Annotated in this window: 10 protein-coding genes; 5 read left to right on the top strand and 5 right to left on the bottom strand. The window is 72.5% G+C overall.

Annotation, left to right across the window (positions count from 1 at the left end):
* Positions 1-59 precede the first annotated feature (59 nt).
* Together ACZ7L6_RS14805 and ACZ7L6_RS14800 are read left to right on the top strand one after the other, a co-directional pair.
* Complete coding sequence (locus tag ACZ7L6_RS14805) at positions 60-1,898, top strand: S9 family peptidase (RefSeq protein ID WP_471923729.1); 1,839 nt, start codon at positions 60-62, stop codon at positions 1,896-1,898.
* A 25-nt stretch (positions 1,899-1,923) separates the two neighbouring features.
* Positions 1,924-2,664, top strand: coding sequence for a VOC family protein (locus ACZ7L6_RS14800; RefSeq protein WP_471923727.1), 741 nt, complete (start codon positions 1,924-1,926; stop codon positions 2,662-2,664).
* A 19-nt stretch (positions 2,665-2,683) separates the two neighbouring features.
* Here the strand turns inward: ACZ7L6_RS14800 and ACZ7L6_RS14795 are convergent, their stop codons facing one another.
* Both ACZ7L6_RS14795 and ACZ7L6_RS14790 read right to left on the bottom strand, forming a co-directional pair.
* Positions 2,684-3,235 carry a dihydrofolate reductase family protein gene (locus tag ACZ7L6_RS14795; protein ID WP_471923725.1) on the bottom strand — a complete coding sequence of 184 codons (552 nt, stop codon included), beginning with the start codon at positions 3,233-3,235 and terminating at the stop codon, positions 2,684-2,686.
* A 96-nt stretch (positions 3,236-3,331) separates the two neighbouring features.
* Positions 3,332-5,260 (bottom strand): NAD-binding protein, encoded by a 1,929-nt coding sequence (locus tag ACZ7L6_RS14790; protein ID WP_471923723.1) that lies wholly within the window; start codon positions 5,258-5,260, stop codon positions 3,332-3,334.
* Positions 5,261-5,454: 194 nt separating this feature from the next.
* Between ACZ7L6_RS14790 and ACZ7L6_RS14785 the strand changes: the two genes are divergently transcribed.
* The 3 genes from ACZ7L6_RS14785 (at position 5,455) to ACZ7L6_RS14775 (ending at position 8,575) form a co-directional block, all read left to right on the top strand.
* Entirely contained in the window at positions 5,455-6,486 is a 1,032-nt protein-coding gene (locus ACZ7L6_RS14785) for a permease (RefSeq protein WP_471923721.1), read from the top strand.
* Positions 6,483-7,277: a TIGR03943 family putative permease subunit gene (locus ACZ7L6_RS14780; protein WP_471923719.1), complete on the top strand. Its 795-nt coding sequence runs from the start codon at positions 6,483-6,485 to the stop codon at positions 7,275-7,277. Before ACZ7L6_RS14785 ends, ACZ7L6_RS14780 begins: the two co-directional genes overlap by 4 nt.
* Before the next feature lie 77 nt (positions 7,278-7,354).
* Positions 7,355-8,575, top strand: coding sequence for an amidohydrolase family protein (locus ACZ7L6_RS14775; protein WP_471923717.1), 1,221 nt, complete (start codon positions 7,355-7,357; stop codon positions 8,573-8,575).
* Here the strand turns inward: ACZ7L6_RS14775 and ACZ7L6_RS14770 are convergent.
* The 3 genes from ACZ7L6_RS14770 to ACZ7L6_RS14760 all read right to left on the bottom strand — a co-directional run bounded on the left by ACZ7L6_RS14770 (position 8,563) and on the right by ACZ7L6_RS14760 (position 14,223).
* Positions 8,563-9,348, bottom strand: a complete 786-nt coding sequence (locus ACZ7L6_RS14770) for a glycosyltransferase family 2 protein (protein ID WP_471923715.1) — start codon at positions 9,346-9,348, stop codon at positions 8,563-8,565. The genes ACZ7L6_RS14775 and ACZ7L6_RS14770 overlap by 13 nt on opposite strands.
* A gap of 8 nt (positions 9,349-9,356) precedes the next feature.
* The gene (locus ACZ7L6_RS14765) at positions 9,357-9,995 is read right to left on the bottom strand and encodes a UTRA domain-containing protein (RefSeq protein ID WP_471924580.1); all 639 of its coding nucleotides are present in this window, start codon (positions 9,993-9,995) and stop codon (positions 9,357-9,359) included.
* Between the two features lie 163 nt (positions 9,996-10,158).
* The gene (locus ACZ7L6_RS14760; RefSeq protein ID WP_471923713.1) at positions 10,159-14,223 is read right to left on the bottom strand and encodes an nSTAND1 domain-containing NTPase; all 4,065 of its coding nucleotides are present in this window, start codon (positions 14,221-14,223) and stop codon (positions 10,159-10,161) included.
* Positions 14,224-14,558: the final 335 nt, after the last annotated feature.

The following is a 14,558-nucleotide window of genomic DNA, read 5'->3' as shown; positions in this document are numbered from 1 at the left end:
TATCCACAGGCTGGGGACCTCGGCAGCGAATTGTCGGCCGGGCCAGGCACTATGGGGCCATGACTGAGAGCCACGGGTCCGATTCGCGGGATCACCACATGCAGGACAAGGCCATGCCGGACTGGGAGAAGCGCTTCCGGGCGCCCCGGGTGTCGCTGCCCGACTGGGCGGAGGACGCACCCGACCGCTCCTTGTTCGTGTCGAACGCCACAGGGACGTACGAGCTGTACGCCTGGGACCGCTCGACGGGCGAACAGCGCCAGGTGACCGACCGGCCGAACGGCACGACGGACGGCGTGCTCTCCCCGGACGGCACATGGATCTGGTGGTTCGACGACAAGGACGGCGACGAGTTCGGCGTCTGGCGCCGCCAGCGCTTCGACGGCGGCGAGGACGAGCTCGCGGCACCGGGCCTGGACCCGTCGTACCCGGCGGGCCTCGCCCTGAGCCGGGACGGCCGCACGGCGATCGTGGGCCGCTCCACGGACGAGGACGGCACGACGATCCATCTCGCCCGCACCGGCGAGCCCCCGGTGGAGCTCTACCGCCACCGCGAGTCCGCGGGCGTCGGCGACCTCTCGCACGACGGCACGCTGATCGCCATCGAGCACACCGAGCACGGCGACGCGATGCACTCGGCCCTGCGCGTCCTGCGCCCCGACGGCACCGCGGTCGCCGAGCTCGACGACACCAAGGGCGGCTCCGAGGAGCTGGGCCTGGAGGTCCTGGGCTTCGCTCCGGTGGACGGGGACACGCGTCTGCTCATCGGCCACCAGAGGCGCGGCCGCTGGGAGCCCCTGGTGTGGGACGTGGCCACGGGGGAGGAGACGGACCTCGGCCTGGAGCTGCCCGGTGACGTCAGCGCGGAGTGGTACCCCGACGGGACCGGTCTGCTGATCGCGCACAGCTTCGAGGCCCGCAGCGAGCTGTTCCGCTACGACCTGGCCGCGCGGGAACTGGTGCGGATCCCGACCCCGGCGGGCTCGGTGTCGGGGGCGACGGCCCGGCCGGACGGCAGCGTGGAGTACCTGTGGTCGTCGGCGGCGGAGCCGTCGGCGGTGCGGTCGACGACGGGACGGGTGGTGCTGGACCCGCCCGGCATGAAGTCCCCCGGCTCGGTGCCGGTGCAGGACGTGTGGGTGGAGGGCCCGGGCGGCCGTATCCACGCACTCGTCCAGCGACCGGAGGGCGTCGAGGGCCCGCTCCCGACCGTCTTCGACATCCACGGGGGCCCGACCTGGCACGACAGCGACGCGTTCGCGGCGGGCCCGGCGGCCTGGGTGGACCACGGATACGCGGTCGTACGGGTCAACTACCGCGGCTCCACGGGCTACGGCCGCGCCTGGACCGACGCCCTCAAGCACCGGGTCGGCCTGATCGAGCTGGAGGACATCGCGGCGGTCCGGGAATGGGCGGTGACGTCGGGCCTGGCCGATCCCGACCGCCTGATCCTGACCGGCGGTTCCTGGGGCGGCTACCTCACCCTGCTCGGCCTCGGCACCCAGCCCGACGCGTGGACGCTCGGCATCGCGGCGGTTCCGGTCGCCGACTACGTCACGGCCTACCACGACGAGATGGAAGCGTTGAAGGCCATGGACCGCACACTGCTGGGCGGCACACCGGAGGAGGTGCCCGAGCGTTACGAGGCGTCGTCCCCGCTGACGTACGTCGACCAGGTCAAGGCCCCGGTCTACATCTCGGCGGGTGTGAACGACCCACGCTGCCCGATCCGGCAGATCGACAACTACGTGAAGCGACTTCAGGCCCGGGGCGCGGTGCACGAGGTGTACCGGTACGACGCCGGGCACGGATCCCTGGTGGTGGACGAGCGGATCAAGCAGGTGAGGCTGGAACTGGACTTCGCGGAGCGCCACTTGAAGGCACGTTCCCGTCCCTGAGGCGGGCGTGCATGGGATCGCCGCCGTGGCACTGCGACCTGTGATGGTGAACATAAAGGCTCTCGATGCCTCGGCGGTCGGCCGGTTCTGGGCTCAGGCGCTCGGCTGGAGCGCCTACAGTCCCGGCGTGACCACGTACGTCGGACCCCCCGGCGGCCTCGTCTGGCCGCATCCGGTCGCCGTCGGCATCGACGTCGTTCCCGTCCCCGAACCCAAGACGGCGGCGAAGAACCGTGTGCACATCGATCTCGCCACCACCTCGGCGGACCATCAGGCGGAGCTGGTCGCGCGCCTGAAGGCTCTCGGTGCGACGCCCGCCGACGTGGGCCAGGGCGAAGTGCCGTGGACGGTCCTCGCCGACCCGGGGGGCAACGAGTTCTGCGTGCTGGAGCCTAGAGAGACCTACCGGGACACCGGGCCGGTCGCCGCGGTGGTGGTCGACTGCGCGGATCCGCGGGCCATGGCGCGGTTCTGGGGTGAGGCGTTGGACTGGACCCTGCGCGAGGTGACCGGCGATCAGGCGGCGCTGCGCTCCGCCAAGGATGTCGGCCCGTATCTGGAGTTCCTGCGCACGCCCGATGTGAAGACCGCGCCGGACCGCGTCCATCTCGACCTGCTGCCGTACCCCGGTGACGACGAGGCGGCGGAGGTGGCCCGGCTGCGGGCGCTCGGCGCCACCGACCTCGACGTCGGCCAGGGCGACGTCCCGTGGACGTGCCTGGTCGACCCGGAGGGCCACGAGTTCTGCGTCCTCGCCCCGTCCTGACGCCGGGCCTGGGGTTGCCTCATCCGGTTCTCGGCTCGTACCGCATCGCCACCGCCCCCGAGCCGAACTCCAGCCGGCTCACGAGCTTCAGGTCGACTCGCTTCGACAGCCCCGCGAACAACGTCGGGCCGTGGCCCACCAGCCGGGGATGCACCACGAACTCGTACTCGTCGATCAGGCCCAGCTCCGCCAACGCCAGTGGGAGCTTCACACCGCCCACGAACAGCCCCTTGCCCGACTCCTGCTTGAGCTGCCGAACGGCCTTGCCCAGGTCCCCGCGCACGAGCTCCGCGTTCCAGTCGACCCGCTCCAGGGTGCTCGACACGACGTACTTCTTCGCCGCGTCGATCGTCCTGGCGAAGGGTTCCGTCCAGTCGGGCCGTGCTCCCGGCTGTGCCGGCGGCCGCCACGCCGCCTCCATCATTTCGTAGGTCACCCGGCCGAAGAGGAGGGCGTCGGCCCGCTCGAGGTTCTCGATCGCGTGGCGGTGCAGTTCTTCGTCCGCGATCCCCTCACGGTGATCACAGCATCCGTCCAGTGTGATGTTGATGGAATACCGAAGGGGTCCCATGTCGCGAGCGTATCGCCGATGGGGCGGAGCAGTGGGGCACACCGCTCATCGGCTTCAGGGGTATTTCCTGCTCACCAGCGGCAACCCGAAGGGGTTCTAAGCCCCCGCCCGCTCCCGCGACCGCCTCCCCAGCAGCTCCGCCAACCCCCTCCGCGTCGCCGCCAGCACCACCCGGTCGTCCTTCTGGAGGACGTACGAGTCGGGCAGATCCCACACCCACCCCGACTCCGCGTCCGCCCGCGACTCCTCGTACGCCTCCTCCACCGCGGGCTCCTCCCGGCGCTCCTCACGCCGTTCCTCCGGCGGCGTCCGATCCAGGGCCAGCACCCGCCAGGCACCCGCCCGAAAGGCCTCACCGACGGTCTTGTCCTCCAGCTGGGGATGCCCGGCCACATCCACCGCCGCGAACAGCAGCACCCGCCGTTCCACGGGAATCGCCCCGAGGATCTGCCGCCCCATCATCGCCCCGGCGAAGGCGGGCGCGGCCAGATGCGTCACGCTCCGGCTGCGCGTGGACGCATGCGGGTGCGCGGCGCGCAGGGTGCGATAGACGGCGGTGGCGAAGTCGTCGTCGTACAGCCGCAGGACGACCCGCAGATCGGGCCGCACGGAGCGGGCGTACAGCGCGGCCTCGAGGTTCGTCGTGTCCGCACTGGTCACCGCGAGCAGCGCATGCGCCCGGTGGATCTTGGCCGCCTCCAGGACCCCTTCCTGAGTGACGTCCCCGAGCACCACCGGCACCCGCAGCCGCCGCGCCGTCGCCAGCCCGCGTGCCTCGGGGTCGGCCTCGACGCACACCACGGGAATGTGCAGCTCCCGCAGCCTGGTCAGCACCCGGGTGCCGATCTTGCCCAGCCCGAGCAGCACCACATGGCCGCCCAGCCCCCGCGGCGGCTTGCGCAGGGCGGACGCGGAGCGGAACGTGCCCAGGGCCTCCAGCACCGCCGCCAGCAGCACCGGAAGCAGCAGCAGCCCGACCAGCCCGGACAGCAGTTGGAGGAGCTGGCGGGCCAGGGGCTGGTGGAGCGCGGGGTCGTTGATGGCGAAGAGGTCGAGGAGGGTCATGTACGTCGCGTACAGCGGGTGTTCGCCGGTCACCACCGTCAGCGCCACGGCCAGCGCCGCCACACAGCCCACCAGTCCCGCCAGCGACCACCGCAACCGCCGTGAGAACAGCGAGGCGAACGCCGGTACGACGCCCCGCCCGGCGCGGTTGGACGGCAGCGACGGGCCCGCGTACGACACCTGCTCCAGGACGACCGTCCCGCGCGTCCCGGCTCCCTGCACCGCCGTCGCGTCCGGCAGCAGCTGCGGGCCGTGGTCCTCGCCGCCCTCCGAACCGTTCGCTCCGGCCGGGTCGTTGCTGGAGAGCAGGGCCAGCGTCGCCAGCCCGGCGGGGGGCGTCTGCCCGGGGCGCAGGGGCGGCCGCTCCACCGCGCGCAGCAGCAGGCCGTCCGTCTGGACGACCTTGGTGGTGCCGGCGACCGCGGTGGCGGCCAGCGCGGGGGCGGCCGTGTCGGCGTCGGACAGGACGGTCGTGGAGGCGTCCAGACCGGCGTCTCCCACGCCGGTCGCCAACGCGGCCGCCTGGTCGAGGAGTTCCTCGATGTGCTGGCCCAACCGGCGGTTGTAGAGCCGCAGGACGAGCCGGAGGCGGGGGTTGAGGCGGCGGGCGGTGAGGGCGGCGCGGATGTTGGTCTCGTCGTCGTCATAGACGAGGGCGAGCGCGTCGGCCCGTTCCACGCCCGCCTCGGCGAGCTTGGCCTCCGTGGCCTCGGCGGCCTCCACCACCCGGATGCTGCCGGCCGGTTCACCGGCGCCGCCGGCCCCGCCGCCCGCCCGGTTGACGGCCGCGTTCACCATCCGGTCGAACAGCGCCGCCGACACGGCACGGGCCCGGCCCACGACCGGCGGCCGTTCCGTGCGCGCGGCGGGCGGCACGACAAGCGTGACCTGTTCGCCGTACACCCCACGCAACTCGGCGGCCAGCCGGTGCGCGAGCCCGTCGTCGCCGCACACCACCATGTGCGCGGCGGTGTCACTCGCTAAGCCCTGACTCGGAACGCTCCCCACGAGGGGAAAGACTGCCTCACTGTGACGGGTGGTTCCAGAGCGGCCCCTGGATCCCCTGAACGCCCGCGCCCGTCCAGCCGTACTGGAGGGGAGGGAAACCAGCGCCGAGACCAGCGCCCTTCCGCACCACCGGAGGTACCTCGCCCGTGGCGATCACCAAAGCGGCCCCGCAAGGGACCGATGACCGCGATGACCGCCGGATGCCGGGGGAGCAGCCCGCCGAGGAGGCCCGGCACCTCACCTCCCCCCTCCTCCTCACCCTGCTCCTCCTGACGCTGGTGCTCCTCCAGAGCCCGATCCGGCGCGCACTCTCCGCGCCGGTGATGCAGAGCTGGACGACGGTGTTCGTCGCGGTGATGGTCCAGGCGCTGCCCTTCCTGGTCCTCGGCGTGCTGCTCTCGGCGGCGATCGCGGTGTTCGTGCCGCCGTCCTTCTTCGCCCGCGCCCTGCCCCGCCGCCCCGCCCTCGCCGTCCCGGTCGCCGGAGCGGCGGGCGCGGTGCTGCCGGGCTGCGAGTGCGCGTCGGTGCCGGTCGCCGGGGCGCTGGTGCGGCGCGGGGTCACCCCGGCCGCGGCACTGGCGTTCCTGCTGTCCGCCCCGGCGATCAACCCGATCGTGCTGACGGCGACGGCCGTCGCCTTCCCCGGCAACCCCGAGATGGTCCTCGCCCGCCTCGTCGCGAGCCTGCTGGTGGCCTGCGCGATGGGCTGGCTGTGGCTGCGCCTCGGCCGTACCGACTGGCTGCGCCCTCAGTTCCGCGCGTCCCACGACGGTCAGACCAAGGGCGAGGCCTTCTGGGACTCCGTCCGGCACGACGTGATGCACGCGGGCGGCTTCCTGGTGGTCGGCGCGATGGCCGCGGCGACCCTCAAGGCGGTGGCCCCGGAGAGCTGGCTGCGCGCGGCGGCCGACAACCCGGTGCTGTCGGTGCTCGCCCTCGCGGTGCTCGCCGTGGTGCTGTCGATCTGCTCGGAGGCGGACGCGTTCGTGGCGGCGTCGCTGTCGCAGTTCTCGCTCACGGCCCGGCTCACCTTCCTGGTCGTGGGCCCGATGATCGACCTGAAGCTGTTCGCGATGCAGGCGGGCACGTTCGGCCGCGCCTTCGCCCTGCGCTTCGCACCGGCCACCTTCGCCCTGGCCGTGGCCGTCTCGGTGCTGACGGGGTGGGTGATCCTGTGAACCGCCAGGCCCAGTCGGCCGTCCTGTTCCTGCTCGGCGCGTCCCTGCTGCACGCGGGCACCACCGACCTCTACCTGCGCTACGTCAAGCAGGGCCTGCGCCCGCTGGTGCTGGTGGCCGGCGCGGTGCTGATCGCGGCGGCGGCGGCGACGGCCTGGTACGAGCGCAAGCGCGCCCGGCGGACGCGGCGCGAGGCCGATCAGGGAACGCACAAGGACGCCCCCGCCCACGGAGAACGCGAGGACGCCCCCGCCCACTCCGACCCAGAGGACAACCACACCCACCCCGAACCCCGCATCTCCTGGCTCCTGGTCCTCCCCCTCCTCGCCCTGATCCTGGTCGCCCCACCGGCCCTCGGCTCCTACAGCGCCACCCGCACCGGCACCGCCCTCCAGGAACCCCTCGCCTACCCCGCCCTCCCCACGGCCGACCCCCTGCCCCTCGGCGTGGTCGACTACGCGGGCCGCGCCGTCTACGACCACGGCCGCACCCTGCAGGGCCGCCGGGTCCAGCTCACCGGCTTCCTGGCCCTGGACCGCGACGGCACCCCCTACCTCGTCCGCATGGCCCTCAACTGCTGTGCCGCCGACGCCCAGCCGGTCAAGGTCGCCCTGACCGGCCAGGTCCCGCCGGTCCTCCAGCCGGACACCTGGCTCCGGATCACCGGCACCTACACGCCCCGCCGCGTCACGGACCCGGTCAACGGCGGACCCATCCCGTACATCGAGGTCACGGAGGCGAAGCCGGTGGCGGCACCCAAGGACCCGTACGACGAGAGCTGGAACAACTGACGCGTGCTCTCTCTTGCCGCTCCCCAGGGCGCCCCCTACGCTAAATCTGATGGACCGTCAGATTCGGGAGGCGTGGCGTGGCCAGTACCGAGAGCGGCACCAAGGACCTGCCCAAGGTCATCAGCGTGGACGATCACGTGATCGAGCCCGCGCACCTCTTCGAGACCTGGCTCCCGGCCAAGTACCGGGACCGGGGCCCGAAACCCCTCACCGCCGGGATCGGTGAACTCGCCTACGTCGGCGGGAAGTACCGGTTCACCACGGACCCGGAGGGCCAGCTCACCGACTGGTGGGAGTACGAGGGCGACCTCTTCCCGTACAAGCGCATCATCGCGGCCGTCGGCTTCTCCCGGGACGAGATGACGCTCGACGGCATCACGCGCGAGCAGATGCGGCGCGGCTGCTGGGACCCGAAGGCCCGGCTGGCGGACATGGACATCAACCACGTCGAGGCCTCGCTCTGCTTCCCCACCTTCCCGCGCTTCTGCGGCCAGACCTTCGCCGAGGCCAAGGACAAGGAGGTCGGGCTGGCCTGCGTACGCGCCTACAACGACTGGATGGTCGAGGAGTGGTGCGGCGACAGCGGCGGCCGGCTGATCCCGCTGTGCCTGATCCCGCTGTGGGACATCGACCTCGCGGTCGCGGAGATCCACCGCAACGCCGCGCGCGGGGTGCGGGCGGTGACGTTCAGTGAGATCCCCACGTATCTCGGGCTGCCGTCCATCCACTCCGGCTACTGGGACCCGTTCTTCGCGGCCTGCGAGGAGACCGGGACGGTCGTCAACATGCACATCGGCAGCAGCTCCCAGATGCCCGCCGCGTCCCCCGACGCCCCACCCGCCGTCCAGGCCTCGCTGAGCTTCAACAACGCCATGGCGTCGATGATGGACTTCCTCTTCTCCGGGGTGCTGGTGAAGTTCCCGCGACTGAAGCTGGCGTACAGCGAGGGGCAGATGGGCTGGATCCCGTACGCCCTGGAACGCGCGGACGACGTGTGGGAGGAGCACCGGGCCTGGGGCGGCGTGAAGGACCTGATCCCGGAGCCGCCGTCGACGTACTACTACCGCCAGATCTTCTGCTGCTTCTTCCGCGACAAGCACGGCATCGAGGCCATCGAGACGGTCGGCGTCGACAACGCGACCTTCGAGACGGACTATCCGCACGTCGACTCGACCTGGCCGGAGACGAAGCGGGTGGCCGAGGAGCATGTGGGCGGGCTGCCCGAGGACGTGGCCTACAAGCTGCTGCGCGGCAACGCGATCCGGATGCTCGAACTGCCCTTTGATCAGGAGGGCTGAGCCGGGAGGGCCGAGTCGGGAGCACAGGGATACCGCCATCCGAAGGCCGCCAGCGCCCGCGCCCTGGCCTCCACCACGGCCATGCGGGCGGCCCGCTCCGCCGGGTCGACGTGGGTCGGCCGGCTCGTCGCCTGCCCCTCCCACTTCCGGTACAGGAGCCCGACCTCCCCGGAGAACCAGCCCCGGCTCACCGAGTTGAGGGCGAGCAGCAGGCCCGTGTCCTCCGAGGCCGGGAGGGCCATCCAGCCGCCGAGGCCGAGGAGCAGGTCCCGGCGTACGCACAGGGTCGCCGGGTGGACCTGGGCGCGGAAGTCGTTCGCCTTCCAGAAGTCGAGGACGGCGCCCCGCTCGATCGGCCCGTCGTCGGGGTCCCCGGGGAAACCGGCCGTCGAGCCGTCCGGCAGGAGGTCCAGGACCCGTGAGGTGGTCCAGCCGATGGCGGGGTCGGCTTCGAGGGCGGCCAGGTCACGGGCCAGCGTCCCCGGCGTGAGCTGGTCGTCGGCGTCCAGGATCTTCACGTACGCGCCCTCGGCGTGCGCCAGCGCGATGGTGCGCGCCACGCCGGGCCCTCCGGGCCGGCCCTGACGGAAGGTCACGCGCGCGTCGTCGGGGACGTACGGGCGGACCTCCTCGGTCGTCCCGTCCTCCTGGATCACCCACCGCCACTCCCAGCCCGCCGGCAACTCCTGCTGGTCCAGCGACTTGTAGGCCTCCGGCAGGAACGGCGCCGAAGGGCCGTGGACAGCGGTGACGATGATGACGCGCCGGGTCACGGCGGGACTCACCACCTCTCCAGTGGGGTCGTGAAGAGCAGTTCGGTACGGTCGCCGGGCAGCGTGGCCAGGGACACGTCCACGACGCGGCCGTCGGTGTCGTACGACGTCTTGCGCAGCAGGAGCACCGACGTCCCCGGCGGCAGGTCCAGCTCCCGCGCCTCCTCGGGCGTCGGCGGCCGTGCGGTGACCCGCTCCTCGACCCGGCCCACCTCGATGCCGACCGTGTGGAGCTGGTGCTGGGTGCCGCCGGGCCAGGGCTCGTTGGTCTCGTCCAGCAGCTCGGGGTTCGCGGCGATCATGTCGCGGACGAGGTAGGAGGTCACGAGGGCGAACGGGGCGCTCTCGGCGGAGCACCGGGTGCGGTAGGTGCGTTCCAGGAGTGTCGTCCCCTGCGGCACCCCGAAGGCGTCCGCGAGGTCCGGCGGCGCGGCGACCTCGCGGTACCGCGCGTGGAAGACGAGGTCCCGTGGCTCCAGACCGGTCTCGTGCTCCGTGGCCCCGGTCGCGGCCCGGGTGACGAGCGGGCAGCGGGCCCGGTCCTTCTCCCACTGGTGTCGGTGGTTGTCGCGCAGGATCGGGGTGCGGGGCTTGGGCACAGGATCAGCGTACGACTGCTCGAAGCCGTGGACATGAGAAGGCCCGATCGCTGGCGACGGGGGATGCACCAGCGATCGGGCTGTGCCCAACAGTAACAAGGCTGCCTGCGTCACGGGAGTCGACTGATCGGGTGCGGGGAGGGGTTGTGATCGGGATCACGGAAACCGCTGTCCGCCGAGCCCTCGTCATATCACTTCCGTTTTGGCTCCGTCACTGTGCGCATGGAGGCTCGTACGGCAGCCGGGGCAGGTACTCGTGCCACTTCTCCCGCGTCAGCACGCCCTGCGTCGTCGAGCAGACGCGGCGGACGGCCTCGTCGACGTCCAGGTTCCAGAGCCGGACGGTGTCGGTGCCGCTGGAGACGCCGAGCATGCGGCTCGTCGGGCTGAACGACAGGAAGTTGCCCGTCTTGGCGTTGGGGCTCATCGCCTGGCCGATGGGCGAGGCGTCGGACGGGTCGGTGACGTTCCAGGCCCGGACCGTGTTGTCGTTGCCTCCGCTGGCCAGGGTGCGGCCGCCCTTGCTGAACGTCACGGACACGACCGCCTCGGTGTGGCCGATGAGGGGGGAGCCCTGCGGGCTCGCCTCGCGGGGGTCGGTGACGTCCCACAGCCGTACGGTGTCGTCGTCGCTGCCGCTGGCCAGCGTCCGGCCGTCCGGGGTGTAGGCCAGCGCGTTGACGGGCCCGGTGTGACCGGTGAGCGGTGTGCCGAGCAGGGTGGGGCGGCGGGGGTCGGTCACCTTCCACAGCCGGATGCTGCTGTCCGCGCTGCCGCTGGCGAGGGTGTGCCCGTCCGGGCTGAAGGCGAGGGAGTTGATGTAGCCGGTGTGCCCGGTGATCGGCGCGCCGAGCGGGACGACGTGGGCGGGGTCGCTGACGTTCCACAGCCGGATGGTGCGGTCGTCGTAGGCGGTGGCCAGCGTGCGGCCGTCCGGGCTGTACGCCAGCGCGTCGGGGCCCATGAAGCGGGTGCGCAGGAAGATGGGGGAGCCGTAGGCGACCGGCCGTGCCGGGTCGCTGACGTTCCACAGGCGCACGCTCTGCTCACCCGTCGTCACCGCGAGCGTGCGCCCGTCGGGTGAGAACACCAGGGAGCGCCGGCCGGTGTCCCCGGGCAGGAAGGGCTTGCTCAGCGCCACCGGCCGGGCGGGGTCCCGTACGTCCCACAGCCGGATCTGTCCGTCGCGGGCAGCTGTGGCGAGCACCTTGCCGTCCGGGCGGAACGCCCCGTTGCCGCCGATCATGTCCGACGTCGGTATCGACCACAGCCGGACCTTGCTGTCGCCGCTGCCGGTGGCGAGGGTGCGGCCGTCCGGGCTGAACCCGAGCGCGTACATCTCCCCGCTGGCGCCCGCGAGGGGCTCGCCGACCTGGGAGGGATACGCCGGGTCGCTGACGTTCCACAGGCTCGCGGTGCTGTCCGCGCTGGCGGCGGCGAGCATCGTGCCGGCGGGGTTGAAGGCCACCGACCAGATCGGGCCGGTGTGCCCGGTGAGCGGTGCGCCGATCTGGCTGCCGTGGTGCCGGTCGGAGACGTCCCAGAGCCGTACGGTGTCGTCCGCGCTGCCGCTGGCGAGGGTGCGGCCGTCCGGGCCGAAGGCCACGGAGTGCACCAGGTCGGTGTGCCCGGTCAGCGTGGAAAGCGCCTTCGGCCGGTCCGGTTCGGCCACGTCCCACAGGCGGATCGTGTCGTCGTCGCCCCCGGCCGCCAGCGTGCGGCCGTCGGGGCTGAACGCCACGGACCGCACGGCGGCCTCGGCGCCGCTCAGCGTGGCGCGCGCCTTCGGCCGCGTCGGATCGGCCACGTCCCACAGCCGTACGGTGCGGTCCTCGCTGACGGAGGCGAGCGTGCGGCCGTCCGGGCTGAAGGCGATCAGGTAGATCGTGCCCTCGTGCCCGGTCAGGGGCGCGGCGAGCGGACGCGGCCGGCTCGGCTGCCGTACGTCCCACAGCCGGATCGTGCCGTCGTCGGCGGCACTGGCGAGGGTGCGGCCGTCCGGGCTGAAGACCGCGCTGCTCACCCAGCTCCCGTGCCCGGTCAGCGGCTTGCCCAGCGACTCGGGCCGGGCCCTGTCCGCCACGTCCCACAGCCGTACGGTCCGGTCGTAGCTGGCGGTGGCCAGGAGCCGTCCGTCCGGGCTGAAGGTGGTGAGGTAGACGGCGCCGGTGTGGCCGCGCAGGGGTGTGGCCAGCGGGGCGTTCACGATCGAGATCAGCCGGCTGTTGGCGTCCTCGTCGTCCGGGCGCAGCCGGTGCGCCACCAGGTCGAGCTGGGCGGACAGCGAGGGGTCCGTGTACTGGAAGCGGTCGGCCTCGGCGAGCACCTGCGCGAACATGGCGTCGTTCCGCTGCTGCCAGGCGACCACCGCCGCACCGACGGCCAGCACCGCCAGCGCGACCAGCGCCGCGACCGCGCTCCGCATGATCCAGACGGTGCGCCTGCGCAGCCGGACCGAAGCGGCCAGGAACTCCACCGCGCTCCGGGTCAGGAAGGTGTCACCGGCCGAGCGCGCCCAGCCGTGGGCCTGCTCCAGCCGGGAGCCCCGGTACAGCAGCGACGAGTCCCGTTCGGACTCCTCCCAGGCCCGGCCGTCCTCCTCCAGCCGCTGGCGCAGCAGATTTCCCTGCCGGTCGTCGTCGATCCAGTCCCGCAGCCGCGGCCAGGCATGGAGGAGCGCCTCATGCGTGATCTCCACGGTCTCCGCGTCCAGCGTCACGAGCCGGGCCCGCACCAGCGCCTCGAGCGACTCCTCGGTCTTGCCCGGGTCCGCCGACTCCGCCGCCAGCTGCCGCCGCGTCCCGCGCCGCCGGGTCGCCTGTGTGTCCTCGCCCAGCCGGACCAGCCTGAGCAGCAGCAGCCGCGCGGCCGAACGCGCCGCCGGGTCCAGCCCGGACCAGGCCCGCTCGGCGGTGGCCGCCACGGCTCCCTGAATCCCGCCGGCCGCGCGATACCCGGCCAGCGTCAGCCGCCCCGCCTTGCGGCGCTGCCAGGTGGCGAGCAGCGCGTGCGACAGCAGCGGCAGCACCCCCGCGTCATGCGTGCCGCGCGGCCCGTCCGCACTCACCTCCCGCACGATCAGCTCCGCCAGCCCCGGCTCCAGCTCCAGCCCCACCGCCTTGGCCGGCCCGGTCACCGCCTCCCGCAACTCCGGGGTCGTGAGCGGCCCCAGCACCATGTGCCGGTGCTGCAGCGCGTCGGCCAGCTCCGGATGGACCAGGCACTGCTCGTAGAAGTCGGCACGGATGCCGAGGACGACGAGGACGGGGGCCGGGTCGTCGGGTTCGGGCGGGGTACAGGCCGCGTGCAGGAGCTGGACGAAGGCATGGCGGGCCGATTCGTCGGGGCAGAGGGTGAAGGTCTCCTCGAACTGGTCGACGATCAGGACGGGAGGAGCGCCCGAGGACGCCGCCTCGCGCCGGGCCCAGGCGTGGACGGCGTCGCGTGCGGCTTGCAGGAAGCCGGTGCCGAGGTCCTGCCCGTCGCTGTCGTCGGGCCGCTCCGGTGCGGTTTCCTGCGGTTCCTCCGGGTTTCGCAGGCCCTCGGTGTCTGCTGGATGTTCTGAGGACAGGAGAACGTCCGCGAGACCCGGAACACGACGGGTCAGCTCGGCGAGCGGATCACTGCCCGGAACCAGCTGCACGACCGTGCTCGCCCGACCGCCGCTCTCGCCGCCCCCCAGCGCACCGTTCTGCAGGGCAGGCACCAGGCCGGCGTTCAGCAGGGACGACTTCCCGGCCCCGGAGGCGCCGACGAGCATGACCAGGCCGCCGGTCTTCTCCACGGCGCGGAGCTGCCCGACCAGGTCGTCCGTGCTCCGCTCCCGGCCGAAGAACCAGCGGGCGTCCTCCTGCCGGTACGAGGCCAGCCCCCGATACGGACACACCCCACCGGAAACCGCCGGGACCTCGACGGCACCCTGGTCCCCGTCCTCCCCTTCCCCGGAGGTCGCGCGCTCCCACAGGCGCTGCCACTGACCCAGGTCGTACAGCCCGGCGGAAACGGGAGTGGGGCGGGCCCGCCGCGCCTGGGGAATCAACACGTGCAGCACGGCCACCAGGGCGGCGAACTGCGCCGGCACGTTCTTGGCCCGCCGCCAGTCGCTGATCCGCTGTGCGGAGACCCGTACGGGCCGCCCTCGCTCGTCGACCCGCTGCAGCCGGACGACCGCTTCCGAGACGCTCTTGAGCGGAGGGTTGCCGGCCTCCTTGTACAGCAGCGCCAGCCGTTCCGCGAAGGCGGTGCGCGCCCCGGAGTCGGAACTCAAAGCCTCCACTCCTTCACTTCCGCTACGTCCGCCGCACCCGGCCATCCGGACCGGAAAACTCACTTTATACGGCTGACCTGCGGTTAAGGCCTCGTCCGGAGACCGGAACCTCCTCGCCGGCACCTTGCAACTGGCAGGATCACGACGCAAGTGCGCAACCCTCACGCGTCGCTCAGGCAGGCCACCGGCCCGGAGCCCGGGGAGACCACTCATGGCGCCGCACGTTCTCGGTCACCCCCTACGCCCGCTCGATCCCCACTGACCCGCCGCCCACCGACACGGCCCGTCACCTTGCGGATCGACACCACTCCGCCGTCCGGTACCGGTCCCCACGAGGGGAGGGA

Source organism: Streptomyces sp. NPDC107522, from assembly GCF_055657525.1.
Note: the sequence above shows the minus strand (reverse complement) of the source record. Positions and strands in the feature narration are given on the sequence as shown.

Coding starts and splice junctions, on each gene's coding strand:
- ACZ7L6_RS14805 (WP_471923729.1), top strand. CDS start 60: ATGACTGAGAGCCACGGGTCCGATTCGCGGGATCACCACATGCAGGAC.
- ACZ7L6_RS14795 (WP_471923725.1), bottom strand. CDS start 3,235: ATGGGACCCCTTCGGTATTCCATCAACATCACACTGGACGGATGCTGT.
- ACZ7L6_RS14790 (WP_471923723.1), bottom strand. CDS start 5,260: ATGGTGGTGTGCGGCGACGACGGGCTCGCGCACCGGCTGGCCGCCGAG.